Annotated in this window: 30 protein-coding genes and 2 tRNA genes; 14 read left to right on the forward strand and 18 right to left on the reverse strand. The window is 70.0% G+C overall.

From position 1 onward, the window contains the following. Window positions 1-56: 56 nt before the first annotated feature. Complete coding sequence (locus BKA14_RS24565; protein ID WP_184953224.1) at window positions 57-353, reverse strand: hypothetical protein; 297 nt, start codon at window positions 351-353, stop codon at window positions 57-59. 299 nt (window positions 354-652) lie between these two features. After that, window positions 653-1,012 carry a nuclear transport factor 2 family protein gene (locus BKA14_RS24570; RefSeq protein ID WP_184953225.1) on the reverse strand — a complete coding sequence of 120 codons (360 nt, stop codon included), beginning with the start codon at window positions 1,010-1,012 and terminating at the stop codon, window positions 653-655. Window positions 1,013-1,128: 116 nt separating this feature from the next. On the opposite strand from BKA14_RS24570, the gene BKA14_RS24575 reads away from it, so the two are divergent. Next, a complete protein-coding gene (locus BKA14_RS24575; RefSeq protein ID WP_184953226.1) occupies window positions 1,129-1,704 on the forward strand; it encodes a PadR family transcriptional regulator in 576 nt (191 codons plus the stop codon). Window positions 1,705-1,723: 19 nt separating this feature from the next. Here BKA14_RS24575 and clpX read toward each other — a convergent pair whose 3' ends face one another. From clpX to BKA14_RS24600, 5 genes are all read right to left on the reverse strand, one after another. Next, on the reverse strand, window positions 1,724-3,013 hold the full coding sequence (clpX, locus tag BKA14_RS24580) for an ATP-dependent Clp protease ATP-binding subunit ClpX (RefSeq protein WP_133872691.1): 1,290 nt from the start codon (window positions 3,011-3,013) through the stop codon (window positions 1,724-1,726). Window positions 3,014-3,222: 209 nt separating this feature from the next. Then, a complete protein-coding gene (locus tag BKA14_RS24585; protein ID WP_184953227.1) occupies window positions 3,223-3,879 on the reverse strand; it encodes an ATP-dependent Clp protease proteolytic subunit in 657 nt (218 codons plus the stop codon). Between the two features lie 10 nt (window positions 3,880-3,889). After that, window positions 3,890-4,519, reverse strand: coding sequence for an ATP-dependent Clp protease proteolytic subunit (locus BKA14_RS24590; protein WP_184953228.1), 630 nt, complete (start codon window positions 4,517-4,519; stop codon window positions 3,890-3,892). Between the two features lie 260 nt (window positions 4,520-4,779). Next, entirely contained in the window at window positions 4,780-6,129 is a 1,350-nt protein-coding gene (gene tig, locus BKA14_RS24595) for a trigger factor (RefSeq protein WP_184953229.1), read from the reverse strand. Between the two features lie 37 nt (window positions 6,130-6,166). Continuing rightward, window positions 6,167-6,240, reverse strand: a tRNA-Pro gene (locus BKA14_RS24600). Window positions 6,241-6,373: 133 nt separating this feature from the next. On the opposite strand from BKA14_RS24600, the gene BKA14_RS24605 reads away from it, so the two are divergent. After that, window positions 6,374-6,444, forward strand: a tRNA-Gly gene (locus tag BKA14_RS24605). 518 nt (window positions 6,445-6,962) lie between these two features. On the opposite strand, the gene BKA14_RS45210 is transcribed toward BKA14_RS24605, so the two are convergent. Beyond that, window positions 6,963-7,598, reverse strand: coding sequence for a GntR family transcriptional regulator (locus BKA14_RS45210; protein ID WP_184953230.1), 636 nt, complete (start codon window positions 7,596-7,598; stop codon window positions 6,963-6,965). A gap of 513 nt (window positions 7,599-8,111) precedes the next feature. Between BKA14_RS45210 and BKA14_RS43300 the strand changes: the two genes are divergently transcribed. From BKA14_RS43300 to BKA14_RS24635, 5 genes are all read left to right on the forward strand, one after another. After that, window positions 8,112-8,540 (forward strand): allophanate hydrolase-related protein, encoded by a 429-nt coding sequence (locus BKA14_RS43300; protein WP_221477309.1) that lies wholly within the window; start codon window positions 8,112-8,114, stop codon window positions 8,538-8,540. Continuing rightward, the gene (gene biuH / locus BKA14_RS24620) at window positions 8,537-9,229 is read left to right on the forward strand and encodes a biuret amidohydrolase (protein WP_184953231.1); all 693 of its coding nucleotides are present in this window, start codon (window positions 8,537-8,539) and stop codon (window positions 9,227-9,229) included. Before BKA14_RS43300 ends, biuH begins: the two co-directional genes overlap by 4 nt. After that, a complete protein-coding gene (locus BKA14_RS24625) occupies window positions 9,230-9,895 on the forward strand; it encodes a cysteine hydrolase family protein (RefSeq protein WP_184953232.1) in 666 nt (221 codons plus the stop codon). It abuts the gene before it with no gap. Beyond that, a complete protein-coding gene (locus BKA14_RS24630) occupies window positions 9,892-11,454 on the forward strand; it encodes a regulator (RefSeq protein WP_184953233.1) in 1,563 nt (520 codons plus the stop codon). The genes BKA14_RS24625 and BKA14_RS24630 overlap by 4 nt, the downstream gene beginning before the upstream one ends. Window positions 11,455-11,521: 67 nt before the next feature. Beyond that, window positions 11,522-11,872: an AtzH-like domain-containing protein gene (locus BKA14_RS24635; protein ID WP_184953234.1), complete on the forward strand. Its 351-nt coding sequence runs from the start codon at window positions 11,522-11,524 to the stop codon at window positions 11,870-11,872. An 8-nt stretch (window positions 11,873-11,880) separates the two neighbouring features. Here BKA14_RS24635 and BKA14_RS24640 read toward each other — a convergent pair whose 3' ends face one another. Further along, window positions 11,881-12,810, reverse strand: coding sequence for a glycosyltransferase family 2 protein (locus tag BKA14_RS24640; RefSeq protein WP_184953235.1), 930 nt, complete (start codon window positions 12,808-12,810; stop codon window positions 11,881-11,883). Window positions 12,811-12,848: 38 nt separating this feature from the next. Between BKA14_RS24640 and BKA14_RS24645 the strand changes: the two genes are divergently transcribed. After that, a complete protein-coding gene (locus tag BKA14_RS24645; protein WP_369076729.1) occupies window positions 12,849-13,721 on the forward strand; it encodes an SDR family oxidoreductase in 873 nt (290 codons plus the stop codon). Here the strand turns inward: BKA14_RS24645 and BKA14_RS24650 are convergent. Then, window positions 13,718-14,329 (reverse strand): DNA-directed RNA polymerase II, encoded by a 612-nt coding sequence (locus BKA14_RS24650; protein WP_184953236.1) that lies wholly within the window; start codon window positions 14,327-14,329, stop codon window positions 13,718-13,720. The two genes, BKA14_RS24645 and BKA14_RS24650, sit on opposite strands and share 4 nt — an antisense overlap. A 102-nt stretch (window positions 14,330-14,431) precedes the next feature. Between BKA14_RS24650 and BKA14_RS24655 the strand changes: the two genes are divergently transcribed. Both BKA14_RS24655 and BKA14_RS24660 read left to right on the forward strand, forming a co-directional pair. Continuing rightward, window positions 14,432-15,652 carry a GNAT family N-acetyltransferase gene (locus BKA14_RS24655; RefSeq protein WP_184953237.1) on the forward strand — a complete coding sequence of 407 codons (1,221 nt, stop codon included), beginning with the start codon at window positions 14,432-14,434 and terminating at the stop codon, window positions 15,650-15,652. 25 nt (window positions 15,653-15,677) lie between these two features. Then, entirely contained in the window at window positions 15,678-16,127 is a 450-nt protein-coding gene (locus BKA14_RS24660) for a hypothetical protein (RefSeq protein ID WP_184953238.1), read from the forward strand. Here BKA14_RS24660 and BKA14_RS24665 read toward each other — a convergent pair. Genes BKA14_RS24665 through BKA14_RS24680 form a run of 4 tightly spaced genes read right to left on the reverse strand, consistent with a single transcriptional unit; the run spans window position 16,124 to window position 18,965 of the window. Next, window positions 16,124-16,600 carry a ribose-5-phosphate isomerase gene (locus tag BKA14_RS24665; protein WP_184953239.1) on the reverse strand — a complete coding sequence of 159 codons (477 nt, stop codon included), beginning with the start codon at window positions 16,598-16,600 and terminating at the stop codon, window positions 16,124-16,126. The genes BKA14_RS24660 and BKA14_RS24665 overlap by 4 nt on opposite strands. 27 nt (window positions 16,601-16,627) lie before the next feature. Continuing rightward, entirely contained in the window at window positions 16,628-17,542 is a 915-nt protein-coding gene (locus BKA14_RS24670) for an alpha/beta hydrolase (protein WP_184953240.1), read from the reverse strand. A 4-nt stretch (window positions 17,543-17,546) separates the two neighbouring features. Further along, a complete protein-coding gene (locus BKA14_RS24675) occupies window positions 17,547-18,743 on the reverse strand; it encodes a DUF1015 family protein (RefSeq protein WP_184953241.1) in 1,197 nt (398 codons plus the stop codon). A 9-nt stretch (window positions 18,744-18,752) separates the two neighbouring features. Continuing rightward, window positions 18,753-18,965: a hypothetical protein gene (locus BKA14_RS24680; protein ID WP_184953242.1), complete on the reverse strand. Its 213-nt coding sequence runs from the start codon at window positions 18,963-18,965 to the stop codon at window positions 18,753-18,755. Window positions 18,966-19,175: 210 nt separating this feature from the next. On the opposite strand from BKA14_RS24680, the gene pepN reads away from it, so the two are divergent. Next, on the forward strand, window positions 19,176-21,737 hold the full coding sequence (pepN, locus tag BKA14_RS24685) for an aminopeptidase N (RefSeq protein ID WP_184953243.1): 2,562 nt from the start codon (window positions 19,176-19,178) through the stop codon (window positions 21,735-21,737). Here the strand turns inward: pepN and BKA14_RS24690 are convergent. The 3 genes from BKA14_RS24690 to ctaJ form a co-directional block, all read right to left on the reverse strand. Then, window positions 21,734-22,288, reverse strand: a complete 555-nt coding sequence (locus BKA14_RS24690; protein WP_184953244.1) for a Uma2 family endonuclease — start codon at window positions 22,286-22,288, stop codon at window positions 21,734-21,736. The two genes, pepN and BKA14_RS24690, sit on opposite strands and share 4 nt — an antisense overlap. Before the next feature lie 182 nt (window positions 22,289-22,470). Further along, window positions 22,471-22,860, reverse strand: coding sequence for a DUF5130 family protein (locus BKA14_RS24695; protein ID WP_184956939.1), 390 nt, complete (start codon window positions 22,858-22,860; stop codon window positions 22,471-22,473). 64 nt (window positions 22,861-22,924) lie between these two features. After that, window positions 22,925-23,257: an aa3-type cytochrome oxidase subunit CtaJ gene (gene ctaJ, locus BKA14_RS24700; RefSeq protein WP_239093439.1), complete on the reverse strand. Its 333-nt coding sequence runs from the start codon at window positions 23,255-23,257 to the stop codon at window positions 22,925-22,927. Between the two features lie 150 nt (window positions 23,258-23,407). Here ctaJ and BKA14_RS24705 point away from each other — a divergent pair, with 150 nt between their 5' ends. Further along, a complete protein-coding gene (locus BKA14_RS24705) occupies window positions 23,408-23,911 on the forward strand; it encodes a hypothetical protein (RefSeq protein WP_184953245.1) in 504 nt (167 codons plus the stop codon). Between the two features lie 46 nt (window positions 23,912-23,957). Further along, window positions 23,958-24,746, forward strand: a complete 789-nt coding sequence (locus tag BKA14_RS24710; protein WP_239093441.1) for a class F sortase — start codon at window positions 23,958-23,960, stop codon at window positions 24,744-24,746. 28 nt (window positions 24,747-24,774) lie between these two features. Here the strand turns inward: BKA14_RS24710 and BKA14_RS24715 are convergent, their stop codons facing one another. Further along, complete coding sequence (locus BKA14_RS24715) at window positions 24,775-25,323, reverse strand: HNH endonuclease (protein WP_184953247.1); 549 nt, start codon at window positions 25,321-25,323, stop codon at window positions 24,775-24,777. Between the two features lie 216 nt (window positions 25,324-25,539). Here BKA14_RS24715 and BKA14_RS24720 point away from each other — a divergent pair, with 216 nt between their 5' ends. After that, window positions 25,540-26,607: a mechanosensitive ion channel family protein gene (locus BKA14_RS24720; protein ID WP_221478030.1), complete on the forward strand. Its 1,068-nt coding sequence runs from the start codon at window positions 25,540-25,542 to the stop codon at window positions 26,605-26,607. Window positions 26,608-26,652 lie beyond the last annotated feature (45 nt).

Consider the following 26,652-nt stretch of genomic DNA (forward strand, 5'->3'; position numbering starts at 1 on the left):
GCCCCTCGACCCAGTACCGAAGTAGCTGGGCAGACCCTCGTACGAGGTCACGACTTTCAGGGCGTGGGGACGTCAGCGGCTCGGGACAGGAGGACCGTGATGAAACTGCGGTGCTTGGGTGCGAGGCGAGACCAGATGTAGCGGCCCGGCCGGTGGTCGTAGCGGACCAGCATCGCCTGGGTCAGATGCGTCTCCGTGGCGTGGAAGACCAAGCGGGCGGTGACGCCTGCGGCGGCTCGGGATTCCAGGACTATGGCGGCCGGCGTGTTGCGGAGGATGCGCCAGCCCAAGACCTGGGAACGGGACCACGGTGGGGCCAGCGGGATGCCCAGGAGGATCCAGGCGGTCAGCATCTGGGCTCGAGCGGGCCAGGGTGCGCCCTCGAGGACGACACGGGCCCATTGCTCGGCGGTTCGCGGGGGCGGTGACCCGGCGGGCGGTAATGGTCTGCCTGCGGCGCCCGGACCGGCTGAGCCGGTAGTCGGGATTCGGCTGCTCGAGGCGACGGGAGTGAGGGCGACTCGGAAGGACTCGCGGTAGTGGGTGGGGGCCAGTGCGGCCAGGGCCTCCAACTCGGGTGCGATGTCGACCTCACGAGCAGAGCCGGCAGCGTGAACCCGACGAGAGGGGCCGGCCGCTGGGTCGGTGGGGGTCATGTCAGGCGGGATTGCATGGCTGTGGCCAGGGCCTGGATGCCCTTGAGGGGGCGGATCATCACGGTGAACTCAGCGATCTGACCGTCGGGGCCGGCGTGCAGGAAGTCGCAGCCCTCGAGATGTTTGTCGCCTACGCGGGCCTTGAAGAGCAGGGCGTGGGAGGGCGCGTCGGAGAGTTCGTGGGTGTACTCGAAGTCCTCGAAGACCTCGATCACCGCGCGCAGGATGGGCGCGACGGCGAAGCGGCCGCGGTAGGGCGTGTAGACGACGGGGCTGCGGAAGACGACGTCTTCGTGCAGGAGGGCCAGGGCGGCCTCCACGTCGCGGGACTCGATGGCGGCTCGGAACGGGTGCACGGCGCGGCCCTTCGCGGGCGGGCCGCGTGTGGTCGGCGTGTGCGCGGGCCCGTCCTATACTCAACAAATTGAATAGGTGCGGATTAACGTAACTCGCCGCCCGGGAGGAAGTCCAGATGTCACTGCGCCACGCCCTGCTGGCCGCCCTGTCGCAGGGCGAGGCGTCCGGTTACGAGCTGGCCAAGCGGTTCGACGTGGCGGTCGCCGACTACTGGACGGCCACGCCACAACAGCTCTACCGGGACTTGGAACGGCTCGAACAGGACGGCCTGGTCCAGGCACGCGTCGTCGAACAGACGCGGCGGCCCAACAAACGCGTGTTCACGATGACGGAAAAAGGACTCGAGGAGTTACGCGCGTTCGGACGCCGTCCGTCCAAGCCGCCGGCCATGCGCGACGAGCTGCTCGTGAAATTGCAGGCGGCCGACCGCACCGGTGAACCGGAAACGCTGATCGAGGCGGCGCGGGCCCGAGCGGCACGCTCCGCGCAAAAGCTGATCCGCTACGAGCAGTTGCGCGACCGCCTGCTCGACGGGCGCAGCGAAGACGAATACCTGCGGAACAGCGACGAAGTCGGCCCCTACCTGACACTCATGGCGGGACGCGAATACGAACAGCTGAACATCAGCTGGGCGCAAACCGTGATCGAAACCCTCGAACGCAGGCGGACCAGCCGGCCGGACGCCGACTGATCAGCCACGAAGCCGCAGATCAGGCGGACTTCTCCTCGCGCTCACGGCGCCGGCGCCCCACGAACTCGCGCGGGACGATCGTCGGGTTCACGTTTTCCAGCACGACCTCACGCGTGATGACCACGCGGGCCGCGTCGGGGTTGCTCGGCACCTCGTACATCACGGAGAGCAGCACTTCCTCCATGATCGCGCGGAGACCGCGGGCACCCGTGCCGCGCAGCATGGCCTGGTCGGCGATCGCCTCGAGAGCGCCGTAGTCGAACTCCAGCTCGACGCCGTCCAGCTCGAAGAGCCGCTGGTACTGCTTCACGTACGCGTTCCGCGGCTCAGTCAAGATCTTGATCAGGGCCTCGCGGTCGAGGTTACGCACCGTGGTGATGACCGGCAGACGGCCGATGAACTCGGGGATCAGGCCGAACTTCAGCATGTCCTCCGGCATCACCCGGCTGAAGATGTCGTCGGTGTTCCGCTCCGAGATCGAACGCAGGTGAGCCCCGAAACCGACACCGCCGTGGCCCACACGGGACTCGATGATGCGGTCCAGCCCGGCGAACGCGCCACCCACGATGAACAGCACATTCGTGGTGTCGATCTGGATGAACTCCTGGTGCGGGTGCTTACGGCCGCCCTGCGGCGGAACGTTGGCCACCGTGCCCTCGAGGATCTTGAGCAGGGCCTGCTGCACGCCCTCACCGGAGACGTCCCGGGTGATCGACGGGTTCTCGCTCTTACGGGCGATCTTGTCGACCTCGTCGATGTAGATGATGCCCTGTTCGGCCCGTTTCACGTCGTAGTCGGCAGCCTGGATGAGCTTGAGCAGGATGTTTTCCACATCCTCACCCACGTAGCCGGCCTCGGTGAGCGCCGTGGCGTCAGCGATCGCGAACGGCACATTGAGCATGCGGGCCAGCGTCTGCGCCAAGTGAGTCTTGCCGCAGCCCGTCGGGCCGATGAGCATGATGTTGGACTTGGCCACCTCGACGTCGCTGCCCGCACCGGGCGCGCCGCTCGACTCGGCCTGAATCCGCTTGTAGTGGTTGTAGACGGCGACCGAGAGCGCCTTCTTGGCCTGCTCCTGGCCCACCACATACTGATCCAGGAACTGGCAGATCTCCATCGGCTTGGGAAGCTCTTCCCACTTCACCTCGCCGGTCTCGGCCAGCTCCTCTTCGATGATCTCGTTGCACAGGTCGATGCACTCGTCGCAGATGTAGACCCCAGGGCCCGCGATGAGCTTTTTGACCTGCTTCTGTGACTTCCCACAGAAGGAGCACTTCAGTAGGTCGCCGCCGTCGCCGATCCGTGCCACCTACGTTCTCCTTGAGCTCATCGGCCGGCTCGCGCCGACCCCTGATCCGAGGACTGATTGCCTCGTTGCCATCTCATCGTCTACGGAACCGCGTAACTGAGGCTGCATGCTCGACGTTACCCGCAAAGGTGCCGTTCTCCGACCCCCCAAAACGGGCGTGTCAGGGGTCGGCCAGTTTATAACGCCCCGGCCGCCCCTGACATGCTGCCTCAGCTCACCGACTGCAGGCTCTTCTTGCGGCTCGCGAGCACGACGTCGACCAGACCGTACTCCTTGGCCTCCTCGGCCGTCATGATCTTGTCGCGGTCGACGTCCTTGCGGACCTGCTCCGGCGTACGGCCGGAGTGACGCGAGATCATCTCCTCCATCTGCGTGCGCATGCGGAGGATCTCGCGGGCCTGGATCTCGATGTCGGAACCCTGGCCGTAGCCGCCCTCAGTGGCCGGCTGGTGGATCAGCACCCGGGAGTGCGGCAGCGCCATCCGCTTGCCCGCCGTGCCGCCGGCCAGCAGGACGGCGGCCGCGCTGGCCGCCTGCCCCAGGCAGACCGTCGAGATGTCGGGGCGGACGTACTGCATCGTGTCGTAGATCGCCGTCATGGCGGTGAAGGAGCCGCCGGGCGAGTTGATGTACATCAGGATGTCGCGGTCGGGATCCGAGCTCTCCAGCGTCAGCAGCTGGGCCATCACGTCGTTGGCCGACGCGTCGTCCACCTGCACGCCGAGGAAGATGATCCGGTCCTCGAACATCTTGTTGTAGGGGTTCGTCTCCTTCATCATCCCGTTCGAGGAACGCTCGACGAAGGAGGGCAGCACGTAGCGGTTGTGCACCGGCGCGAACCCGGAGGGCAAGGTCAGGTCAGTCATTTTCAGCTCCTCAGTTCAGCGTTCCGGCGCCCTCGGGAACCTGCGTGGCCCCGGTGATCACCTTGTCGATGAAGCCATAGTCCTTGGCCTCCTCGGCCGTGAACCAGCGGTCCCGGTCGGAGTCGGCCTCGATCTGCTCCTGAGTCTGCCCGGTGTGGAAGGCGACCCGCTCCTGGAACATGCGCTTGGTGTAAAGCATCTGCTCGGCCTGGATGGCGATGTCGGCGGCCGTGCCACCCATGCCGCCCGACGGCTGGTGCATCATGATCCGCGCGTGCGGCAGCGAGAAACGCTTGCCCGGCGCGCCGGCGCACAGCAGCAGCTGGCCCATCGACGCGGCCATGCCCATCGCGACGGTCTGCACGTCGTTGTCGATGAACTGCATGGTGTCGTAGATCGCCATGCCCGAGTAGACCGAGCCACCGGGCGAGTTGATCCAGAGGTTGATGTCGCGCTCAGGGTCCTCGGCGGAAAGCAGCAGCAGCTGCGCGCAGATGCGGTTGGCCACCGAGTCGGTCACCTCGCTGCCGAGGAAAATGATGCGCTCACGCAGCAGGCGGTTGAAGACCGAGTCGTCGAGGTTGCCACTGAGGGATTCACCGCGCAGCACAGGGCTCGCGGGGAGATGAAGATCGGTCATGGCAGCCCTTCACAGCTAACTGTGTCGGCCTCAAGTTCGAAGCCGGCAGGTCGTCCGTCGTACGACCAACCTAACCGGTCGAATGCGCATCAGCTTCCCGCTCGGGCAGGTGTTCGCTGACAGCGCAGGCGGCCCGGGGGGCATAGAACGCGATCGCCCCGCTGACGAGGAGCCGATCAATTTCCGGCGCCGTGGGTTGTGCGGCGCCGGAAATCGATCGGCTCCTCGTCAGCCTCAAAGGGGCATCGCGCCCCAGAAACTCAGTGGTTGTGACCGGCGTGCTCGTCCTCGCTGGCCGCCCGGAGGTCGTCCAGCGTCAGGACGGTGCCCTCCGAGTCCTTCATCTCGACCTGCTCCATCACCGACGCGAGAGCCTTGCCCCGGCGCACATCGCCGAAGACCGCGGCCGCCGCACCCGACTGCACGAGCTGGTCGTAATACTGCTGCGGCTGCATCTGCGCCCGCTGCGCCCGGTGCACGATCTCGTGACCGAACTCGTCGTCGGAGACCTGCACGTCCTCGGCGTCGGCGATCGTGTCGAGCAGCAGCTGAATCCGGACGCCCTCCTGAGCGGCCTCGGTCAGCTCCTGATCGATCTGCTCCTCGGTCTTGTCCTCCGAGGTCAGATAATCCTGCAAAGTCGCGCCGATCCGCTCCAGCTGGTCGGTCATGGCCTGCTTACGACCCTCGACCTCGTCCTTCACGACACCCTCGGGCGCCGGGATGTCGGCCGCCTCGACCAGCTGCTTGAGCGCCTCGTCACGGGCCGCGTAGATCTGCTCAACCTTCTTGACCTTGGTCAGCCGCTCACGCAGGTCGTTCTTCAGCTCCTCGAGCGTGTCGAACTCGCTGGCCATCTGAGCGAAATCGTCGTCGACCTCAGGCAGCTGCTTGTCCTTGACGCTGCGCACCTTGACCTCGACGTCGGCGTCACGGCCGGCGAAGTCGCCACCCACCAGCTGCGTGGTGAACTGGGCGTCGGCGTCCGCGACCAGGCCCACCAGCACCTCGTCGAGACCCGGGAGCAGCTGCTTGCTGCCCACCTCGTGCGAGATGTTGGTCGCCGAGCCGCCCGGCACCTCCTCGCCGTCGACCGTGGCCTTCAGGTCGAGCTGCACGTAGTCACCCTCGGCAGCCGGCCGGTCCACGGTCTTGAGCGTGGCGAAACGCTCACGCAGACCGTTGATCTGCTCGTCGATCTCGTTGTCGCCGATCTCGACCGCCGGGACCGTGACCGAGATGGTCTTCAGGTCGGGGACGGTGATCTCGGGACGGACGTCGACCTCAGCCGTGAACTTCAGGGGCTCGTTGTCCGAGAACTCGGTGATCTCGACCTCGGGACGACCCAGCGTCTTGACGTCGTGCTCCCGCACGGCCGCCAGGATCTGCTGCGGAATCGCCTCCTGAACAGCCTCGTTCAGGACCGCGCCACGCCCGACACGCTGGTCGATGACCGCCGCCGGGATCTTGCCGCGACGGAAGCCCGGCACCTGCACCTGCGCGCCGATCTCCCGGTACGCCTTCTGCAGGCTCGGCTTGAGCTCGTCGAACGGCACCTCGATAGCGAGCTTCACCCTGGTCGGGCTCAGAGTCTCGACGGTGCTCTTCACAGGCGTACTCCTTGTTGCTGCGGATAGTTGATATCAGTCGGGGTGGCGGGATTTGAACCCACGGCCCCTCGCTCCCAAAGCGAGTGCGCTACCAAGCTGCGCCACACCCCGTGGCGACGGCCAGTGTATGCGGTCCGCTTCCACGCGCGTGCGCTGGAGTCACCTGGTGGGGAATCCGGTTCGCGTCGGCGGGAGTTGATTCAGTAAGCTATCCCCGGCGACCCCACTCTAGGGCGGGGTCGGCGCGGGCGTAGCTCAATGGTAGAGCCTCAGTCTTCCAAACTGATTACGCGAGTTCGATTCTCGTCGCCCGCTCGCTCAGGAGCAGTCTGCCCGCGGAACGCTCGGGCCTTGTCGCTCCCCATTTGCCCTGGGGGCCGAGCCCCCAGACCCCACGTTGCGGATGGTTGCCGGCCGTTGGTGGTTGCGGTGGGGTCGGCCGGGTGGTTGATCTCGTGCTCGTTTGAGTCCGTACGAGGGGTGATTCCGTACGGCGGGCGATCCCGTACGAAGGGTTATTCCGTACGGCCTGTGGTCTCGTACGGTGGGTGGTCTCGTGCGTGTACCTGCCGCACGAAGGCGATTCGTTGCGCGTTCCCTCCCGTAGTACGGGCTGCTTGCGTGCGGTCCGAGGGCGTGCGCGGGCTGATGCCGACCGGGCGGCGATCGCGTACGGGGTCCGAACCCGTACGCGGCCTTGTCCCGTACGGGTTCGGTCCCGCGTGGCCTTGGGGCGACGCAACCTCATCGCGGGGGCTTCGTCGGGATTTGTCGACGGGGCTCGTCGCTGGATAGGGCAACATCGCGTGGGGTGTCGGTGGGTGGCTGCGGGGCTAGGGGAGGTACGTGCGGGCGCCGTGGGTGGAGAGGGCTTGCAGGATGGCTTGGGGGGTGCCTTGAGTTATTGCGGTGTAGAGGCGTTCGTGGCGGTGGATGCCGTCTTCGGGGTGGGTGGATTGGGCCTCGCGGTGCATGTTGGCGGCCATGTAGAGCTGGATTCTGACCAGCACCGAGCTGTAGAGGGTGGTCAGCTGGCGGTTGCCGGAGAGAGCTACCACCTCGGTGTGGAAGCGGCGGTGGGCGGTGGCCAGCTCCAGGCGGTCGCCGGCTTCTGTGGCCTTGCGCATGAGTTCGAGGGCCCCGCGCAGCGCCGTCAAGTCCGGGTCGGGTGGAGTGGTGGCTACTGCGTGCCGTTCCAGGACGTCGCGGACCTCGTAGAGTTCGCGCACGTCGTCTGCGGACAGGGTGGCGACGCGGGCTCCGCGGCGGGGGATGTGCTCGACCAGGCCCTGCTGAGCCAGCAGCCGCATGGCCTCTCGCAGCGGGGCCCGGCTGATGCCTAAACGCCGCGTGAGCTGCTCCTCGACCAGGCGGGCGCCGGGCTCGGTGCGGCCGCTCAGGATTTCGTGGCTGAGGCGTTCGACGGCGAGCTCGACGAGGCTGTACGACCGAAGCTCCCCGTTGCTCACGGGGTGAAGTCTGCCAGCACCGGGAAAGCAAGCATCGGCGCCACCCGGGCCGGCGACGGGCGTGGACACGTTGCCCACCGTGACCACATGCTGATCCACGGTGCGATTTAAGGGGCACCTAATAGACGGGCATCTAATCCCGAGACTACGGTCTCCTGCGGGTATCTGGATTGCGTCAGCCTCCAGAAGCTCCCGGCCGCGGCACCGCCGGCCGAGACGCGCGGCGCCGGGTGGCGGCCCGGCGCCGCGCCCCCACCAGCCAGACCAGGCCCTGCCCCAGCCAGACCAGGCCCCGCCCCAGCCAACCTGGCTCTGCGCCGCCACCAACTCGGCCGCGAGCGGCGGCCAGACCGCAATCGGGGCGTGAGCGGCCGGGCAGCATGAGCGGCCGGGCAGCATGAGCGGCCGGGCGGCGTGAGCGGCCGACTGCGGGCCGGTTAACGGACCCGGCCGGGCCGATGTGAGCGGGGAGAAATCGGGGCGTTACAAAGCGTCGCGCTCGGCGAAACAGAATTGTCGACAATCGACGATGTGGACGTCGAGGCGTTGGTGCGGCGGGCGGATCGGGGCGAGGCGGTCCGGATCTCCCGCTTCGGCGCGGATGAGCTGCGCGAACGCGCCGCGGCGGTGGATCCGGGGTTGCCGCTGGCGGGGGTGCCGTTCGCGGTGGAGGACAACATTGACGTGGCCGGGTTGCCGACCACGGCGGGCTGCCCGGATTTTCGCGTACACGCCGGAACGCTCTGGCGACTGCCCGCCGCGCACGTCGGCGGGTTCCTGGCCGGCGTCGCCGCGCCCCTGTCGCTGGGCCGGGTCGCGCTCGCGGACGGAACCGAGGTCACCGGTTTCCTGGGCGAGGCGTACGCGGCGGCCGGCACACCGGACATCACCGCCGGCGGCGGCCGGCGGAACTACCGCAGCTCGGGAGGACCGCAATCATGACCGCACGCATCGGCCCGGTGCCGGCGAACCCCTACCCCTGGCCGTACGACGGCTCGGTCTCCGTGACGAACACGGCGCTGATCTGCATCGACTGGCAGACCGACTTCTGCGGCAAGGGCGGCTACGTCGACTCGATGGGCTACGACATCGAGCTGACCCGGGCCGGGTTGCCGGCCACCGCGCGGCTGCTGGAGCACGCCCGCAGCACCGGCATGCTGGTGATCCACACCCGGGAGGGCCACGACCCCGACCTCGCCGACCTGCCGCCCAACAAACGGTGGCGCTCGGCGCGGATCGGGGCCGAGATCGGCAGCGACGGCCCGTGCGGCCGGATCCTGATCAAGGGTGAGCCCGGCTGGGAGATCGTGCCCGAGGTCGCGCCCGTGGCCGGCGAGGTGATCGTCGACAAGCCGGGCAAGGGCGCCTTCTACGCCACCAACCTCGACCTCGTGCTGCGCACGCACGGGATCACGCATCTGATCCTGACCGGGATCACCACCGACGTCTGCGTGCACACCACGATGCGCGAGGCCAACGACCGCGGCTACGAGTGCCTGATCCTCAGCGACTGCACCGGGGCCACCGATCCGTCCAACCACACCGCCGCGCTGCACATGGTCACCATGCAGGGCGGCGTCTTCGGCTGCGTCGCCACCTCGGACGACGTCATATCGGCTACGGAGGCCTGAATGCCTGCAGTCGACGCCCAACCCCATCCCTTCTCCTTCGCACTCGAATCGGTCGCCCTGCTCGTCATCGACATGCAGCGTGACTTCCTGTTGCCCGGCGGCTTCGGCGAGAGCCTGGGCAACGACGTCGCCCAGCTCAGCCGCACCATCGAGCCGTTGAGCGCGCTGCTCGCGGCGTGGCGGTCGTACGGGCTGCCCGTCATCCACACCCGTGAGGGGCATCTGCCCGATCTGTCCGACTGCCCGCCGTCCAAACTGGCTCGGGGCGGCATCGGGGAGAAAGGCGCCTTCGGCCGGATTCTCGTACGGGGTGAGTACGGCCACGACATCGTCGACGAACTGGCGCCCCGGGACGACGAGATCGTCATCGACAAACCGGGCAAGGGCGCGTTCTATGCGACCGAACTGTCCGACGTCCTCGAGAAGCTGAACACCAAGCAGCTGGTCGTCACGGGGGTCACGACCGAGGTGTGTGTGCACACCACGGTCCGGGAGGCGAACGACCGCGGCTTCGACTGTCTCGTCCTGTCCGACTGCGTCGGCTCCTACTTCCCGGAGTTCCAGCGGGTCGGGCTGCAGATGATCGCCGCGCAGGGCGGCATCTTCGGCTGGGTCGCCGACTCCCCCACTCTCATCGCCGCCCTCTCCGCCGAGGAGCCGAAATGACGACGACGCCCACCTCCGCCCCCATTCCGTACTGGGTGCGCGGCGACACCAACGCCTTCTTCGGCTTCGGCGTCAACGTGCTGGTCAACGTGCTCACCTTGACCGCGTTGTGCATCGGGGTCATCAAGATGCCGGCCTCGGACGTCTTCGGCGTCATCCTGCCCGCGCTCGGCATCGCCCTGGTCGCGGGCAACGTCTACTACACGTTCCTGGCCCGGCGCCTGGCCGCGCGCGAGGGCCGGTCCGACGTGACCGCCCTGCCGTACGGGCCGAGCGTGCCGCACATGTTCATCGTGATCTTCGTGATCATGTTGCCGATCTATCTGACCACCGGGAATCCGGTGCAGGCGTGGACGGCCGGCATCGCGTGGGCGTTCATCATCGGCGTGATCGTGCTGATCGGCGCGTTCGTCGGCCCGTACATCCGCAAGTACACGCCGCGGGCGGCACTGCTGGGCACCCTGGCCGGCATCTCGATCACGTTCATCTCGATGAACCCGGCCGGCAACATGTGGAACTACGCGTGGATCGCCCTGCCCGTGCTGGGACTGCTGCTGATCGGCCTGCTGACCGACGTCAAGCTGCCCTTCAACTTTCCCATCGGCCTGGCCGCGCTGCTCGTCGGCACGGCGATCGGCTGGATCGGCGGCGCCATGTCGGTGCCCGACGTGACCGCGGCCGCCCGCGACATCGCGTTCGCCTTCCCACATCTCAAGTTCGACCTGCTCCTCGACGGGTTGTCGGACATGGCGCCGCTGCTGGCCACGGCCATCCCGCTCGGCGTCTACAACTTCACGGAGGCGATGACCAACGTGGAGAGCGCGGCCACGGCCGGCGACCGTTACAACCTGCGCAGCGTGCTGCTGGCCGACGGCGCGGGCGCGGTGATCGGCTCCTGCCTGGGCTCGCCGTTCCCGCCCGCCGTCTATGTCGGGCACCCCGGCTGGAAGGCGGCCGGCGGCCGTACGGGTTATTCGATGGCGACCGGCGTGGTGATCGCGCTGCTCTGCTTCTTCGGCCTGTTCGGCCTGCTCGGGGCGATCTTCCCGACCGCCGCGATCGTACCCATCCTGCTCTACATCGGGCTGCTGATCGGCGCCCAGGCGTTCCAGGCCACGCCCCGCGCGCACGCGGCGGCGGTGGTCGCGGCGCTCATCCCGAACATCGCCGCCTGGGCCACCGGGCAGATGGACAACGTGCTCGCGGCCGCGGGCACGACGGCCGACGAGGTGGGCATCGGCGCGCTGGCCGGCGCGGGCGTGGTCTACGACGGGTTGAAGACCCTCGGTGAGGGCGCCATCCTGGCCGGTCTCGTGCTGGGTGCGATCGTGGCGTTCATCATCGACAAACGGTTCTGGCACGCGGCGGTCTTCGCGGGCTCGGGGGCGGTGCTCAGCTTCATCGGCCTGATCCACGCCGAGAAGGTGCAGTGGAACGCGGACGGCCAGGTGTCGCTGGGCTATCTGTTCCTCGCGGTCGTCTGCGTGCTGTTCGCCCTGAGCCGGCCGGCGCCCCGCGAGATCGACGCCGCCGAGCGCGAACTCGTCGAAGCGGCCTGACTCCGCCGTGGCGGTCCGGCGTTGCCGCGCCGGGCCGCCACCACCTCCGACGACCACAAGGAGACGCATGCAGCACGAGGTGGCCGCGGCCTTCGAGGCGTACGAGAAAGCTCTCATCAGCAACGACGTCGAGGCGATCCTCGGCTTCTTCGCCGCCGGCGCCGTCCGTTACGGGCTGGCCGATCAGCAGGTCGGGCTGGAGGAACAGCGACGCTGGCGGCTCGCCCAGCCACCGCTGCCGCCGGGCCGGTTCCTGCGGGACACGATCATTTCCCCGTACGGGGATCAGGTCGTCGTCGTCAACACCCGGTTCGGCTATCCCGGCCGTGACGTGCTGGGCCGGCAGTCGCAGACGTGGGTGCGGCTGCCCGAGGGCTGGCGCATCGTGGCCGCCCACGTCTCCGAGCCGCTGCCCTAGGACAGGCCCTAGCCGACGTAACGCCGGGCCTGCGACCGCCGCTGTGTCTCGTCCAGCACGGCCAGCCGCGCCTCGACCTCGGCCGGACGGGGTCGGCGCGCGGGCACCAGCCACGGCAGGCCCCGGACGGCGTCCCAGAGCGCGCGGGCCGACGTCCGGTCGCGCGGCACCGTACGGGCCAGGAAGAGCGAGCGGCGCAGGGCCGGGCCGAGGGGACGGCGCAGCCAGACGAACCACAGCGTGTTACGCAGACCGACCCGCCGGCGATGGGTGGCGTCGCGCAGGACCGAGGCCCGGTGGTGCACCACCAAGTCGTCCAGATAGCACAGCTCCCACCCCGCGCTGAGCAGATCGGTGGCCAGCAGCTCCTCCTCGCCGCCCAGCCAGAGCCGCGGGCTGAACCCGTCGACCTGCACGAACGCCTCCCGCCGGACCACCGAGGCGCCGGCCAGGAAACTGCCCAGCGCAGGGCCGGGCAGCCAGTCGGGACCGGGCACCGGCGAGTCGCGCAGCTCGGCGACGATCGGGTCCTCCGCGCCGGACGGCTCGACCACGATCCGCGCGTTGACCAGGGCGAGCCGGGGATGCTCGTCGAGCACGCCGGCGGCCCGGGTCAGCGAGCCGGGCTCCCACCACGTGTCGTCGTCGCAGAACGCCACGTACGGCGTCCGCAGCCGGGCCACCCCGATGTTGCGACCGACCGCGCCCTCGTTGCGGTCCAGCGCGACCACGTCCACGTCGGGGAACTGCGCCCGTACGGCGGCCGCGGTGCCGTCGGTGGAGCCGTTGTCGACCAGCACGATCGGGGGCCGTTCGGGCAGCTCGCTCAGCCGCTGGACGGCCGCCAGAGCCTCGTCACGCCGCTGCCAGGTGATCACGACGACGCCTACCCGCTGATCCATCACGGCGGCCGGAATACCCGAGCGGCTTCCGGGCATACCGTGCTCGTTCCCACACATCACGAAGGAGGCCACCCGTGGATCCGCGCAACCTGTACCCCGAGTCACCGCTCGACGGCGGCGAGCAGCAACCGCCGGGCTCGACCGAGGCCATGCCCGACCGTCCGGACCACGGCGAGGAGAGCTACAAGGGCTCGGGACGGCTGGCCGGCCGCAAGGCGATCATCACAGGCGGCGACTCCGGCATCGGCCGGGCGGTGGCCATCGCGTTCGCCCGGGAGGGAGCCGACGTCCTGATCTCCTACCTGCCGGAGGAGGAAGAGGACGCGGCCGACACCGCCCAGCTGATCGAGAAGGCGGGGCAGAAGGCGGTCCGGGTGCCCGGCGACATCCGCGACGAGGAGCACTGCAAGACCATCGTCGAGCGGGCGGTGGCCGAGCTGGGCGGCGTGGACATCCTGGTCAACAACGCCGCGTACCAGATGGCGCAGCCGGGCGGGATCACCGACATCACGACCGAGCAGTTCGACCGGGTGATGAAGACCAACCTGTACGCCATGTTCTGGCTCACCCGGGCCGCGGTGCCGCACCTGGGCCCGGGCGCGACGATCATCAACACCGCGTCGATCCAGGCCTACCAGTCGTCGGCCCACCTGCTCGACTACGCCACCACCAAGGGCGGCATCGTGGCCTTCACCAAGGCGCTGGCCGAGGACCTGGCCGACAAGGGTGTCCGGGTCAACGCGGTGGCGCCCGGCCCGATCTGGACGCCGCTGATCCCCGCGACCATGCACCCCGAGAAGGTGCAGAGCTTCGGGTCGGACACCCCGCTGGGGCGGCCCGGCCAGCCGGCCGAGCTCGCGCCCGCGTACGTCTACTTCGCCAGCCCGGAGTCGAGCTACACGAACGGTGAGGTGCTGGGGGTGACGGGCGGCAAGCCGGTCAGCTAACCGCTGAACAGGCCGGTCACCCAGTTGACCGCGTCCATCACCCACTCGGTCTGCTGCAGCCAGGCGAGACCGACGACGGCCAGGAACAGGGCCGTGACCAGGTGCGACCCGCGTGCGGTGCGCCGGACACGGCCCATCTGGCGCTCCAGCACCAGGTGACCGACGAGCCGGGCCAGGCAGAACACGCCGACCGCGACCGCCAGGGTCACCACCAGCACCACCGTCGGCGTGCCGAACGGGCCGTCGCCGGAAAGCGCCCAGATGCCCCAGCAGACGAACGCGAACAGCACCGCGGCGCTGGTCCACTCGCCGCCCAGGCGCAGCTCGCTCCACTTCCAGCTCATGCTCGGGTGGTGACCACCGGGAGCGCCGGCGCCGGGCCAGCCCGTGCCGGTCGGCTCGTGCTCCGCGTACGGCGGCTGGGGCCGCGCGTTCACCTGGGCCCGGCCCTGGCTGAACGGCGCCCGCGCCTCCGCCTCCGGCTCCACGGCCGAGAAGGGTGCCGTCGGTGGCGGCGGCCCCTGCGTCTGCGCGGTGGGCGCGTCGGCCCACGGGTCCTGCGGTGGCATGTCGAGCGTCCGCTCCGACCACTGCGGTTGCTCAGGCATTGACTCCCCCTCCGGTCGGCGGTGCGTCCCACCCGCCTCTTCGAGAGTAGCCAGCCTACAAATCGTTCGCTCGTAGCGCCGCGTTCCGTTACACAAGTTCCCATGGACGAATCCGTGCGCGTGCGCACCGCCACCGACGACGATCGGCGCGCGATCGCCGACCTGCTGCTCTTCGTTTTCCACGAGCACGCGACGGACGAGTCGCGCGAGCTCGAAAAGATGATCATCGAGCCCGGCCGGTCGCTGGTGGCCGAGGACGCCGGCCTGGTCGTGGGCACGGCCGCCGCGCAGACCCGCGACCTGACGGTGCCCGGCGCGGTTGTCCCGGCGGCCCACGTGACCGGGGTCGGCGTGTCGCCCACCCACCGCCGCCGCGGCATCCTGACCTCGATGATGCGGCACCAGCTGACCGAGATCGCCGCGGCCGGGCGCGAGCCGCTGGCCGTCCTGTGGGCCAGCGAGACGGCCATCTACCCCCGCTTCGGCTACGGCCCGGCCGCGAGCCGGCTCCGGTTCGACATCCTCAACCGCGAGGTGCGGATCACCGGCCCCGCCGCGCCCGCCGGCCGTCTGCGCCTGGCCGCGCCGAAGGACGCCCAGGCCGAGCTGACCGCCGTGCACGACCGGCTCCGCGTGCACCGGGTCGGCTGGTCGAGCCGCCCCGAGTACTGGTGGAACTACCTGCTCACCGACAACGACGACCAGCGCGACGGCGGCACCGAGATGCGGGCCGTGCTCTACGAGACGCCCGACGGGCCGATCGGATACGCGACGTGGCGGGTCAAGGACGACTGGAGCATCCACGGCCCGGCCGCCGAGGTGCGCGTGCGCGAGGTGGTGGCGGCCGACCCGGGCGTCTACGCCGAGCTGTGGCGCTTCCTGCTCAGCCTCGACCTGGCCCGTAAGGCGTCGTTCCACTTCGGGGCGGTCGACGAGCAACTGCAGTTCATGGTCGACGAGCCCCGCAAACTCGGCCGCAGCTTCACCGACAGCCTGTGGGTGCGCCTGATCGACCTGCCGGCGGCGCTGGAGGCCCGGCGCTACGCGGGTCCGGTCGACGCGGTGATCGAGGTGACCGACCCGATCATCGAGGCCAACAACGGCAGGTGGCGGCTCACTGGGGGTCCCGACAAGGCCTCCTGCGTACGCACCGGGGACGCCCCCGACCTGGCCTGCTCGATCACCGAGCTGGGCGCGGCCTACTTGGGCGGGACGACGCTGGCCACGCTGGTCACGGCGGGCCGGGTCGAACAGTTCACCGACAACCTGCCGTCGACGGCGTTCACCTGGCATCGCCAGCCCAGCGCCATCGAGGTGTTCTGACCGCGATCAGGGTAGCGTCGGCGGCATGGGTGAGCCCGAACGCCGACGCCGCCGCCTGCGTCCCTCCTCCTCACCGAACGCCGCGCCGGCCCCGCCGGCGCCCGTCGACGAGACCACCGGGCCGGCCGCGGGCTCAGCCGTGACCGGCCCGATCGAGGACCCGGCGGTGGAGACACCCGTGCCGACCGCGCCGGCCACACCGGTCTCGCCGGCCCCGCCGGTCGAACGCGTCGTGCGCCCACCCCGCAACGGTGCCGCCCGTCGCCCCCCGGCCGCCAACGGCGACGACCGTGAGGCCGAACGCGGCCTGCGCGGCCTGGTCGGTTCGGGCTCCTCCCAGGTCAGCGTGGGCGCGGCCCTGCGCGCCCGGGACGCCGCCCGCCCCACCGATTCCGACTTGGCCGACGCCGACACCAACCTCACGATCGTGCGCCGCAACTGGGTGCCGCGTGAGGACCTGCCCCGCAACCGTTAGCCCTGTGGCAGGGCCGGAAGCTCCGGGCGGCCCGCTTCGTACTCGGCGAGCTGGCCGATCCGGCGGGCGTGGCGCGGGTTGCCGGAGAACGGTGTGGCCAGGAACGTCTCGACGAACGCGGTGGCCTCGTCCAGGGTGTGCTCGCGGGCGCCGATGCTGATCACGTTGGCGTCGTTGTGCTGGCGGGCCAGCTGGGCGATCTCGGTGCGCCAGACCAGCGCCGCCCGTACGCCGTCGATCTTGTTGGCGGCGATCTGCTCGCCGTTGCCGGAACCGCCGATCACGATGCCCAGGGAACCCGCGTCGGCGACGACTTTGGCCCCGGTGTGCAGGCAGAACGCCGGGTAGTCGTCCTCCGGGTCGTAGACGTGCGGCCCCACGTCGACGACGTCGTGGCCCTGCTTGATCAGGTGGTTCACGAGGTGCATCTTCAGCTCGTAACCGGCGTGGTCGGAACCCAGGTAGACGCGCATGGACTCACTCTCTCAGAAATCCGAGGTTCAGAAGGTCAAGGCCGCGCGCAGGTAGGCCGCGACCTGATCGGTGGCCACCCGCGCGTCGTCGATCACCGCGAGTTTGCGGGCGAAACCATGATTCACGCCCATGTACCGGGTGTGCACGACGGGGACCCCGGCCGTGATGAGCGCGTCGGCGTAGTCGGCGCCCTCGTCGCGCAGGGCGTCGTACTCCGCCGTGATGATCAGGGTGGGCGGCAGGCCGGTCAGGTCCTCGGCGGCCAGCGGGGCCACATCGGGCGTGAACCGGGTCATCGGGTCGGGCACGTACGTCTCCCAGGCCCGCTTCATCGCGGCCCGGTCCAGCCCGTACGAGCCGACCTCGTCGAACGACTCCGAGGCGGTCATCGGGTCGATCGCGGGATAGATCAGCACCTGGAGGTCGAGCGGGGTGGCCGCGTCGCGCTGCCGGCGGGCCGCGACCGTGGCCAGCTGGCCGCCCGCGCTGTCACCGCCGATGGCCAGCCGGGTCGGGTCGACCCCGAGCTCGGCCGCGCCCGCCTTCCGCACGTGGGCCAGGACCGCCTCGACGTCCTCCAGGGCGGCCGGGAACGGGTGTTCGGGGGCCAGCCGGTAGCCGACCGAGAGCACCGCGCAGCCGGACCGGTCGGCGACCCGCCGGCAGAACCGGTCGACGGTCTCGATGCTGCCGTAGCACCAGCCGCCGCCGTGCAGATAGACGAGCACCGGCGCGTCGACCCGGGCGGCGTAGAGCCGGGCCGGCACTCCCCCGGCGTCGACGTCGACGACCACGGGCAGCGGCAGCGCCGGGCCGCATTCGGCCTCGTTCGCGTCCTCCATGGCCTGCCGGATGAACTGCAGGACCTCGTACGGGTCGGTGAGGGTGGCCGGCGGCCGGGACCGGAGCCCGGCCGCCGCGGTGACCTGAGGGCTGAGCATGCGCTCAGTCGAGCTGGGCGAGGACGAGACCGCCGCGTGCCTTGGGGGTGAACCAAGTGCTCTTGCGGGGCAGTTTCTGCCGTTCGAGGTTGACCCGGACGAAGTCGTCCACGGTCACCGGCGCCACGAGCACCGCCAGCTCGGACCGCCCGGCGTCGGCCTCGCCGCGCAGCCACTCGGCCGGGTAGTCGCCGCCCACGTAGTTGATCCGCTTGTCGCCCGGGTCGAGTCCCAGCACGTCGCGCAGCAGAACGCGCTCGACCAGCGCGTGGTCGAGGTTGTCGACGTCGGGCAGGTTGACGTCGACCGGCAGCCCGACCGTGAACGAGCGACCCGCCGCGTACAGCTCGACGGTGCCCTTGGCCGGGATCTGCGCGGGGCGGGGCACCTCGGTGACCGTGGCGCCGGCCGCACGCAGCCGGGCCAGCATGTCCTCGATGCTCACCGGGAGCTCGCTGATCAGGCGGTTGTAGGGCTGGATGGCGACCGAGGCGGGCGTGGTGACGACGGCCAGGAAGCGGGGCAGGCCGGCGGTCTGCGCGGCCAGGCTGCGGTGGTTGCCGTCGGCCACCACCAGTTCGCCCCCGCCGGCCAGCGCGGTCAGCTCGGACTGGAGCGGGCCGGGGCCGAGCACCCAGATGGCGTGGGTGCGGCCGGTCTGGTCGGTGTCGGTGGCCGCGGGCGGGCCCGCCTGCTCGGTGGCGGCGGCCAGGGCCGCGTGCAGCTCTTCACCACGGGTGGTCTGCAGCAGCAGCACCGGCGAGAGCAGCGTCGCCACGGCCTCGGCCAGGGCCACCCGCTCGCGGACCTTCTCGAGGAACACGTCCTCGTTGCGGATCACCAGGCCGGGCTCGTCGGCACTGGTCGAGATCTGGTCGGTGTCGACCATGCTCCAGAGCCCGTACGCCGGGGGTTCGCCGGGCGCCGTGATGCGGTAGAGCACCACCACCTCGTCGGCCGGCGTGTAGAGACCCTCGGCCCGCGCGACCGCGAGGCGGGCCACCGCGTCGGGCAGCGACTGGGCGAACGACCGGCCCAGGGAGTCGGGAGCCAGGTGCGGCATCTCGATCGCGAGAGAACTATGCGGATTGTCGGCGATGATGGACGTGATTTCGGCGTCGTCGGCGAATTCGTCGTAGTTCTGGGCGCCGGTGCCACCTGTGGTGACCCAAGCCCGGCTGATCGGGTGCACGACCGTCATGGGTCGAAACTACCGGGCGGCCCGGACGTGCTTGCCGACGGGCATGTTGCCACGTGACCTGGCCTGCTGGCCCTGGCGCCAGCGCCCGACCCGGCGTTCGACCGGGACGGCCTGCACCGTGATCGGGGGCGCCACCAGGGCGGCCGTCTCGGCCGGCAGGTTCGTCCAGGCGCCGCGGTGGACCGCGATGCTGGACTGGGCGACGGCTTCGGAGTCCGCCATCTTCGCCTCCGCGTGAAATGAGGTGTGCATCACCCCATCCAACGAGATGACGCGGTACCGGGTAGTGCTTTCGCCGGGACACCCCTTGTTGAGTCACATTTGGGACCGATCTCCGGTCCGGTCGGTAGCAGCCTGACTCCGGGTGAGGTGCGGCCCCGGACAGACGCCTAGGCTGGCTAGGAAAGCTTGTGCGCTCAGAGGAGAGTGACTGTGGCCGGAGTTCGTAATTTGACCCAGGTGGAGGCAGCCGAGCGGGCGCGCCTGCTGGATGTCACCGGGTACGACATCACCTTGGATCTGACCGACGGCCACGGCAATCCCGGCGACGGCACCTTCCGCTCCACCACGGTGGTGACATTCACCTGCAGTGAACCCGGCGCGGAGACCTTCATCGAGACCGCCGCCGCCTCCGTGCGGTCGGCCACGCTGAACGGCGCGGCGATCGACCTGACCGGCTTCTCGGCCGAGAAGGGCCTGACCCTGACCGGGCTGGCCGCCGAGAACGAGCTGGTGGTCGACGCCGACTTCGCCTACTCGGCGAGCGGGCAGGGCCTGCAGCGCAGCGCCGACCCGGTCGACAAGGAGGTCTACCTCTACAGCCAGTTCGAGACCGCCGACGCCCAGCGGGTGTACGCGTGTTTCGACCAGCCCGACCTCAAGAGCGTCTACACCTGGCACGCGACAGTCCCGAAGCACTGGAAGGTCATCTCGAACATGCCGGTCGACCGCGACGAGGCCGCGGGCCCCGGCGCCAAGACCGTGCACTTCCAGACGTCGGCCCGGATGAGCACTTACATCACCGCGCTCTGCGCCGGGCCGTACCACGAGGTCCGGGACACCCACGACGGCATCTCCCTCGGTGTCTTCTGCCGGGCGTCGATGGCGCAATATCTCGACCCGGACGACCTGTTCCTGGTCACCAAGCAGGGCTTCGACTTCTTCCACGAGCAGTTCGGGGTGCGTTACCCGCTGCCCAAGTACGACCAGCTGTGGGTCCCCGACTTCAACGCCGGCGCGATGGAGAACTTCGGCTGCGTGACGCACGCCGAGGCGCACTACATCTACCGCTCGCAGGTCACCGACTTCGAGTACGAGCAGCGCGCGAACACGATCCTGCACGAGATGGCCCACATGTGGTTCGGCGACCTCGTGACCATGCGCTGGTGGAACGACCTGTGGCTCAACGAGTCGTTCGCCGAGTGGGCCAGCCACTGGTGCAACACGCACGCCACGCGCTTCACCGACGCCTGGACGACCTTCCTCTCCGTCCGCAAGAGCTGGGGTTACCGCCAGGACCAGCTGTCGTCGACGCACCCGGTCTACACCGAGATGCCCGACCTCGAGGCCGTGGAGGTCAACTTCGACGGCATCACGTACGCCAAGGGCGCCAGCGTGATCAAGCAGCTGGTCGCGTACGTGGGTCTCGACTCCTTCCTCACCGGTCTGCGGGCGTATTTCGGCAAGCACGCCTGGAGCAACGCCACCTTCGACGACCTGCTCTCCGAGCTGGAGACGGCGTCCGGCCGCGAGCTGCGCAAGTTCGCCGCCCAGTGGCTGGAGACAGCCCAGGTCAACACGCTGCGCCCGGTGGTCGAGATCGGCTCCGACGGCACGTACGCGAGCGTGGTCGTGCAGCAGGAGGCGCCGGCCGACTACCCGACGCTGCGCACCCACCGCATCGGGGTCGGCCTCTACGACCTCGAGGGCGACCGGCTGGTGCGGCGCGACCTGCTCGAGATCGACGTCACCGGCGAGCGCACCGAGATCGCCGCCCTGGCCGGCGTCAAGGCGGCCGACGTGCTGCTGCTCAACGACGACGACCTCTCGTACGCCAAGCTGCGGCTGGACGAGCGCTCGATGGCCACGGTCGTGCGGCACATCGACGGGCTCGACTCGTCGCTGTCGCGCGCGCTGTGCTGGAACGCCGCGTGGGACATGCTGCGCGACGCCGAGCTGGCCGCGCGCGACTACGTGACGCTGGTCTGCTCGGGCCTGCCCGCCGAGACCGACATCAATCTCACCACCTGGACGGCCCGGCAGGCGGCGACCGCCGTCGCGCAGTACGCCGACCCGGCCTGGCAGCCCACCGGCTGGGCCCAGCTGGCCGAGCTGGCCCGCACGTCGCTGGCCGCGGCCGAGCCCGGCAGCGGCTGGCAGCTCACCTGGGCCCGCTCGTTCATCGGGGCCGCCCGCACGCCCGAGGAGCAGGCCGTGCTGCGCGGCTGGCTCGACGGCGAGGGCGTGCCCGAAGGCCTGGTCGTCGACACCGAGCTGCGCTGGTCGCTGCTGCAGTCGCTGGCCTCGCTGGGCGCGGCGACCGACGAGCAGATCGAGGACGAGCTCAACTCGGACCGTACGGCCAGCGGCGAGCGGGAGGCGGCGGTGGCCCGCGCGCTGATCCCGACGCCGGAGAACAAGGCCCGCGTGTGGGCCGACCTGACCGGCGACCGGGACGTGCCCAACTGGCTCAACCGCTCGCTGCTGAGCGGCTTCCAGAGCGCCAAGCGGCCCGACCTGACCGCGCCCTACGCCGAGAAGTTCTTCGAGGTGGTCGCGGACGTGTGGGCCCGCTCGGACAGCGAGCCCGCGCAGGAGTTCGTGATGATGGGCTACCCGGTCTATCAGATCAGCGAGGAGACGGTCGCCCGGACCGACGCGTGGCTGGCCCAGGAAGGCAACCCGGCCTCGCTGCGCCGGCTGGTCGCCGAGGGCCGCGACGGCGTCGTCCGGGCCCTCAAGGCCCGCGCGAAGGATGTCTCCGCGGCCGGCTAGAGCCACGCCGCCGGGGCGACCCGGACGGGATAGGGGGCGTCGAGCTTGACCGGCTCGGCGCCCTCGATGCTGTGCACGGCCCGGTAGCGGGCGGCGCCCAACTCGTACGTGCGCAGCATGGGGCTCGTCCGGCCCGGCTCGACCCGCCAGAACGCCGCGATGCCGGCCTCGGCGTACAGGGAGGGTTTGAGCAAACGGTCGAAGCGCCGGGTGGCCGGGGTCTCGACCTCGACCACGAGGGCCACGTCGTCCGGGTCGCACCAGATCGCGCCGGACGAGCGGGGCCGCAGCACCGTCACGTCGGGCACCACGTTGCTGTCGCCGATCTCGACGCCCAGCCGGTCACAGACCCACCAGCCGGGCGGGGCCGCCGTGCGCAGGGTGGTGACGATCGCGCGGACGAGCGCCTCGTGCGACTCGGGCTCGGGCGGGGCGACGTGCAGGCTGCCGTCGACGATCTCGTAGCGGTGCCCGTCCTGGGGGAACAGGTGCAGGTCGGGCTCGGACCAACGGCCGTCCGGCGCCGTCCACCGCTGCTGTTGCTCGGTCATCGAAGCCGGGCTCGTCATCACCAACCGGACCACCTCCACGACCACACGCAACGTAGCGCGGAGTAACGAGATTACCTACATGCCGTTGTTACCGCCGCGTTTCGACGGGGAAGCTTTTCCCCGCCCACGACAGAAGCCCCCGCCCCACCAGCGGTGGGGCGAGGGCTCTGTCCTAGATCCGACTACGGCCGACCGGCGTGACTGGCCAGCTGGTCGAGGCCGGCGACCACGCCGCCGGCCAGGTCGCCACCCGCGAACGCGGCCGCCATCGACAGGCCGGCCAGCTTCGCGTCCCGGTCGGAGATGCGCTTGCGCGCCTCGGCACCGGTGACGATCTCGAGCTTGCGCTGGTTGGGCGAGATCGCGATGAGCACGGCCCGGGCCGCCCCGTCGATCTGCCGGTGCAGCTGCTCGGCGTGCTCCCGAGCGGGCGTCGTCTCGAACTCGCCGATGAACACGCTGAACGTCAGGCCGGTCTCGGTGTTCGCGATGCGCAGCGCGTGGTCGAGCCGCAGCAGCTGCCGGGTCGTGAAGGGCCCGTCGGCCGCGCTCGGCTCGTGGTGAGCCACGATGCTGTCGCCACCGGGGTGCTCGAGCTCGGTCAGGGGCTGATCCTGCCCGCCCTGCTGGGCCAGGTCACCAGCTGTCACTTGCGCCTCCTGTGGAACCGGGCTGGACCCGGGCGCCGCTGCTGTCCTCCAGCACGGGACCGGTCAGGGCCGGACGGCCACTGGCCCCGACGACCTGCTCCGGCGCGGCCAGGAACCAGATCGGCCGGAAGTCGTAGGGACGACCGGGCCGGTATCGGCGGTCGGGCTGCTTCTCGTCACGCGTGCCCGCGAAGGTCAGCGCGACGATCAACCCGATCACGGCAGCCGGAATGATCACGTAGACCAGAACGGTGAAAGATATCGACAACCTCAACGCCCCCAGGCGTCTGTATTCCCAGTTGATCCGAACAACTGTCACGGTAGCGGAGCGCCGGTCGTCCCGGACCGTCGGGTGTCGAACCGGCTTCTCACGCCGTCGGGATCTACGCGGAATCGGCCCCGGGGTGCGAAAATCACCCTCACGCGCCGTTCGTGCCCACGCGTCCACGAGCGGCAGGAGGGGGAACTGATGCGCCTGCCCGTCCCCGCCGCCCTGGCGGCGCTCGTTCTGAGCCTGTCTGTCCTGTTCGTCCCGGTCCTCGTCGCCCAGCCCGCGGCGGCCGCCCGCGCGGCCATCTTCCTCGAACTGAGCCCGAGCACCGTCCCGGCGGGCGACGAGGTCGGGCTGCGCGCCTCCTGTGACGACAATCTCAAGGCGGCGACGGCCAGCTCCGGGCTGTTCGGCTCGGTGACAGTGGCGCCGAGATACGGGTTCCTGACCGCCACCGCCCGGGTGCCCGGCACCACCCGGCCGGGCGACTACCGGGTCGACCTGAGCTGCCCCGACGGCGCAACGGCGACAGCCACCCTGCACGTGGTGGCCAAGGTGCAACCGGCCCGCGGCCCGGCCACGGGCGGCGGCGGCACGGCTCCCGGGCGCCAGGCCCCCCTGCTGATCGGCGGTGGGCTGGCCATCGTGGCGGCGGCCATCGGGCTGGGCGCGGTCTCGCTGCGCCGGCGGCGGCTCGGCTGAGGCGCACATGGCCGGCCGAAAGACACCCCCCGCATCCGGGCCCCGCATGCCCGAGTCGGTGCTGCGCAAGCGGCCGGCCCAGATCGTCGCGCCCCCGCCCGGTGTCATCACGGGCCCGCTGCCGGCCCCGCGGTCGGCGCCCGGCCGGCACCCGTTCCGCGCCCCCAGCCCGCGCCCCCGGCCCAAGACGCCGCCCCGGCCGATGCGCGGCCGCAAGCCGTGGCCGATCGGGTTCATCGCGCTGGCCCTGCTCTTCCTCGGCCTGTTCGTGGTGGCCATGGGCATCGGCGCGGCCACCAACCTCGACCTGGGCGCCGTCTTCGGCAGCGCACCGAAGAACCAGCCCCCGCCGCGGGCCTTCCCGGTGCTCGACCCGAGCCGGCCCGAGCGGCTGAGCATCCCGGCGATCAACGTGCAGGCGCCCATCCTCGAGGTGGGCCGGGCCGCTGACGGCTCGGTCGACGTGCCGCCCCTGAAGCGGCACAACGAGGCCGGCTGGTTCGACGGCGGGCCCACCCCGGGCCAGTTCGGGCCGGCCCTCATCGTCGGGCACGCGGACACCCGTACGGGACCCTCGGTCTTCAATCACCTGCCCCGGCTCAAGCCCGGGCAGCGCATCGAGGTGACCCGGGCCGACAACTCGGTGGCGGTGTTCGAGGTGAACTCCGTCGAGCACTTCGACAAGGGCAAGCTGCCCGTGCAGCGCGTCTACAGCGACTTCAGCCGGCCGTCGCTGCGGCTCATCACCTGCGGCGGGCGCTGGGTCGGGGGCAGCACGGGCTACTCGGACAACATCGTCGTCTTCGCCTCGCTGGTCGCCGCGAAGAACGCCTGACCGCCGAGCCGGCCGGAGGCTCCAAAAACTACGCCGCCTCGGCTGTGACAGCCGGGGCGGCGGGGAGGTCGAGCCAGTCGGCCCAGCGGGGGTCGGGCGTGCGATGTCCGAGCACGCGCCAGGCCACCCCGCGGGGCGCCGCCGGTATCTGATGCAGCCGCCAGCCCAGCTCGGCCGGTGTCTTGTCGCCCTTGCTGTGATTGCACTTGGCGCAGGCGGCGACGACGTTGTCCCAGGCGTGCAGGCCACCGCGGCTGCGCGGGAACACGTGGTCGATGGTCTCGGCCGAGCCGCGGCAGTAGGCGCAGCGGCCGCCGTCACGGGCGAAGATCGCGCGGCGGGAGAGACCGACGTGGGTGCGATAGGGCACCTTCACGTAACGGGTCAGACGCACCACTGACGGGACCGGCAGGTTGGTGTGCGCGCTGTGCAGGATGCCGTCACCGTCGGAGACGCATTCCGCCTTGGCCGTCAGGACGAGGATGGTCGCTCGACGCACCGATACGACGCACAGCGGCTCGTAGGTGGCGTTCAGAACCAACGCGGATGAGCCCACTGTGGGTCGTATGTCAGGCATCGCGATCACCCTTCGGTGTAGGTGCTAGTCACCGCTCCTGTTGAATCCGCAGACGAGTAGCGAGGCGTCGACGACGATGCCTCGTGCGCCAATAGTCCCTGATGGATGACCAAATTGCGAGCACAATCCGTGGCCGGACGGTAAACGTCTGAGGTCACAGCGCTGAGCGGTGGCTGAGAGCCGGCCCAGGTCCGCCCGGTACGGTGGCTCCCCGTGTTGTTGCTAGCCCCTTCCCCCGAACCGTCCGCCCCGACCGACGTCTACGTCACGCCCGACGTGACGGCGATCTGCGACACCGACGTGGTGTGCAGCCGGGTCTTCGAGTGGACGGGCAATCAATGGCTCGCCAACAGCAGCTACGTGATCATCGTGAAGCCGCTGCGGATCATCGGCATCATCCTGATCGCGCTGCTGATCCGCTGGCTGATCCACCGTGCGATCGACCGCCTGACCACCAGCACCAGCCGGGCCTCGATGCCCGCTCTGCTCAAGCCGCTCAAGGAGCGGGTGTCGGCCAACGCCGAGGAGGGCCAGTTCATCCCGGAGCGCCGGCGGCAGCGGGCCGAGGCGATCGGGTCGGTGCTGCGCAGCTTCGTCAGCGCGGTGGTCTTCACGATGGCGGCGCTGCTGGTCTTCGGCGAGCTCGGCTTCAACCTGGGCCCGCTGCTGGCCAGCGCGGGCATTGTCGGCGTGGCCCTCGGCTTCGGTGCCCAGAGCCTGGTCAAGGACTTGATAGCCGGCCTGTTCATGCTGCTCGAGGACCAGTACGGCGTCGGCGACACGGTGGACGTGGGCGAGGCGACCGGCGTGGTGGAGACGGTCGGCCTGCGCATCACCCAGATCCGCGACGCGCGCGGCGTGCTCTGGTACATCCGCAACGGCGAGATCGTCCGGGTCGGCAACAAGAGCCAGGGCTGGGCCATGGTCGTCATCGACATCCCGATCGGCTTCGTCAGCTCGGAGGAGGCGATCGCGGTGCTGCGCGACGCCGCCGAGGCCGTGGCCAACCAGACCGACCACCAGACCGAGTTCCTCGAGCCGCCGGACGTCGTGGGCGTCGAGCAGCTGACTGTGGACGGCGCGGTGATCCGGACCATCGCCAAGACCACCGCCGACGGCCAGCTGGCGGTGCAGCGCGACCTCCGGCGGGCGCTGACCGAGTCGCTGGAGACCTCCGGGCTGTCCGAGCGCATCGCCGCCTCCCGGCTGCTTCCACGCGGCGCGGTGCCGCCCGCTTTCTTCCAGAATTCCGGAAGTGAGCAGCGGCCGGGCGGGGCGACCTGAGCTGGGATTAGTTCGTCCGGGTGATGCCGGGGCCGACCGAACGGC

Origin of the sequence: Paractinoplanes abujensis, from assembly GCF_014204895.1 — a bacterium.
Taxonomy (GTDB): domain Bacteria; phylum Actinomycetota; class Actinomycetes; order Mycobacteriales; family Micromonosporaceae; genus Actinoplanes; species Actinoplanes abujensis.

Bases quoted from the DNA above. Each gene is read 5' to 3' on its own strand.
- BKA14_RS24565 (WP_184953224.1), bottom strand. From the start codon at position 353: ATGCTGACCGCCTGGATCCTCCTGGGCATCCCGCTGGCCCCACCGTGG.
- BKA14_RS24575 (WP_184953226.1), top strand. From the start codon at position 1,129: ATGTCACTGCGCCACGCCCTGCTGGCCGCCCTGTCGCAGGGCGAGGCG.
- BKA14_RS24585 (WP_184953227.1), bottom strand. From the start codon at position 3,879: ATGACTGACCTGACCTTGCCCTCCGGGTTCGCGCCGGTGCACAACCGC.
- BKA14_RS24590 (WP_184953228.1), bottom strand. From the start codon at position 4,519: ATGACCGATCTTCATCTCCCCGCGAGCCCTGTGCTGCGCGGTGAATCC.
- biuH (WP_184953231.1), top strand. From the start codon at position 8,537: ATGACCGCACGCATCGGCCCGGTGCCGGCGAACCCCTACCCCTGGCCG.
- BKA14_RS24625 (WP_184953232.1), top strand. From the start codon at position 9,230: ATGCCTGCAGTCGACGCCCAACCCCATCCCTTCTCCTTCGCACTCGAA.
- BKA14_RS24630 (WP_184953233.1), top strand. From the start codon at position 9,892: ATGACGACGACGCCCACCTCCGCCCCCATTCCGTACTGGGTGCGCGGC.
- BKA14_RS24635 (WP_184953234.1), top strand. From the start codon at position 11,522: ATGCAGCACGAGGTGGCCGCGGCCTTCGAGGCGTACGAGAAAGCTCTC.
- BKA14_RS24640 (WP_184953235.1), bottom strand. From the start codon at position 12,810: ATGCCCGGAAGCCGCTCGGGTATTCCGGCCGCCGTGATGGATCAGCGG.
- BKA14_RS24650 (WP_184953236.1), bottom strand. From the start codon at position 14,329: ATGCCTGAGCAACCGCAGTGGTCGGAGCGGACGCTCGACATGCCACCG.
- BKA14_RS24655 (WP_184953237.1), top strand. From the start codon at position 14,432: ATGGACGAATCCGTGCGCGTGCGCACCGCCACCGACGACGATCGGCGC.
- BKA14_RS24660 (WP_184953238.1), top strand. From the start codon at position 15,678: ATGGGTGAGCCCGAACGCCGACGCCGCCGCCTGCGTCCCTCCTCCTCA.
- BKA14_RS24665 (WP_184953239.1), bottom strand. From the start codon at position 16,600: ATGCGCGTCTACCTGGGTTCCGACCACGCCGGTTACGAGCTGAAGATG.
- BKA14_RS24670 (WP_184953240.1), bottom strand. From the start codon at position 17,542: ATGCTCAGCCCTCAGGTCACCGCGGCGGCCGGGCTCCGGTCCCGGCCG.
- BKA14_RS24675 (WP_184953241.1), bottom strand. From the start codon at position 18,743: ATGACGGTCGTGCACCCGATCAGCCGGGCTTGGGTCACCACAGGTGGC.
- BKA14_RS24680 (WP_184953242.1), bottom strand. From the start codon at position 18,965: ATGGCGGACTCCGAAGCCGTCGCCCAGTCCAGCATCGCGGTCCACCGC.
- BKA14_RS24690 (WP_184953244.1), bottom strand. From the start codon at position 22,288: ATGACCGAGCAACAGCAGCGGTGGACGGCGCCGGACGGCCGTTGGTCC.
- BKA14_RS24705 (WP_184953245.1), top strand. From the start codon at position 23,408: ATGCGCCTGCCCGTCCCCGCCGCCCTGGCGGCGCTCGTTCTGAGCCTG.
- BKA14_RS24710 (WP_239093441.1), top strand. From the start codon at position 23,958: ATGCCCGAGTCGGTGCTGCGCAAGCGGCCGGCCCAGATCGTCGCGCCC.
- BKA14_RS24715 (WP_184953247.1), bottom strand. From the start codon at position 25,323: ATGCCTGACATACGACCCACAGTGGGCTCATCCGCGTTGGTTCTGAAC.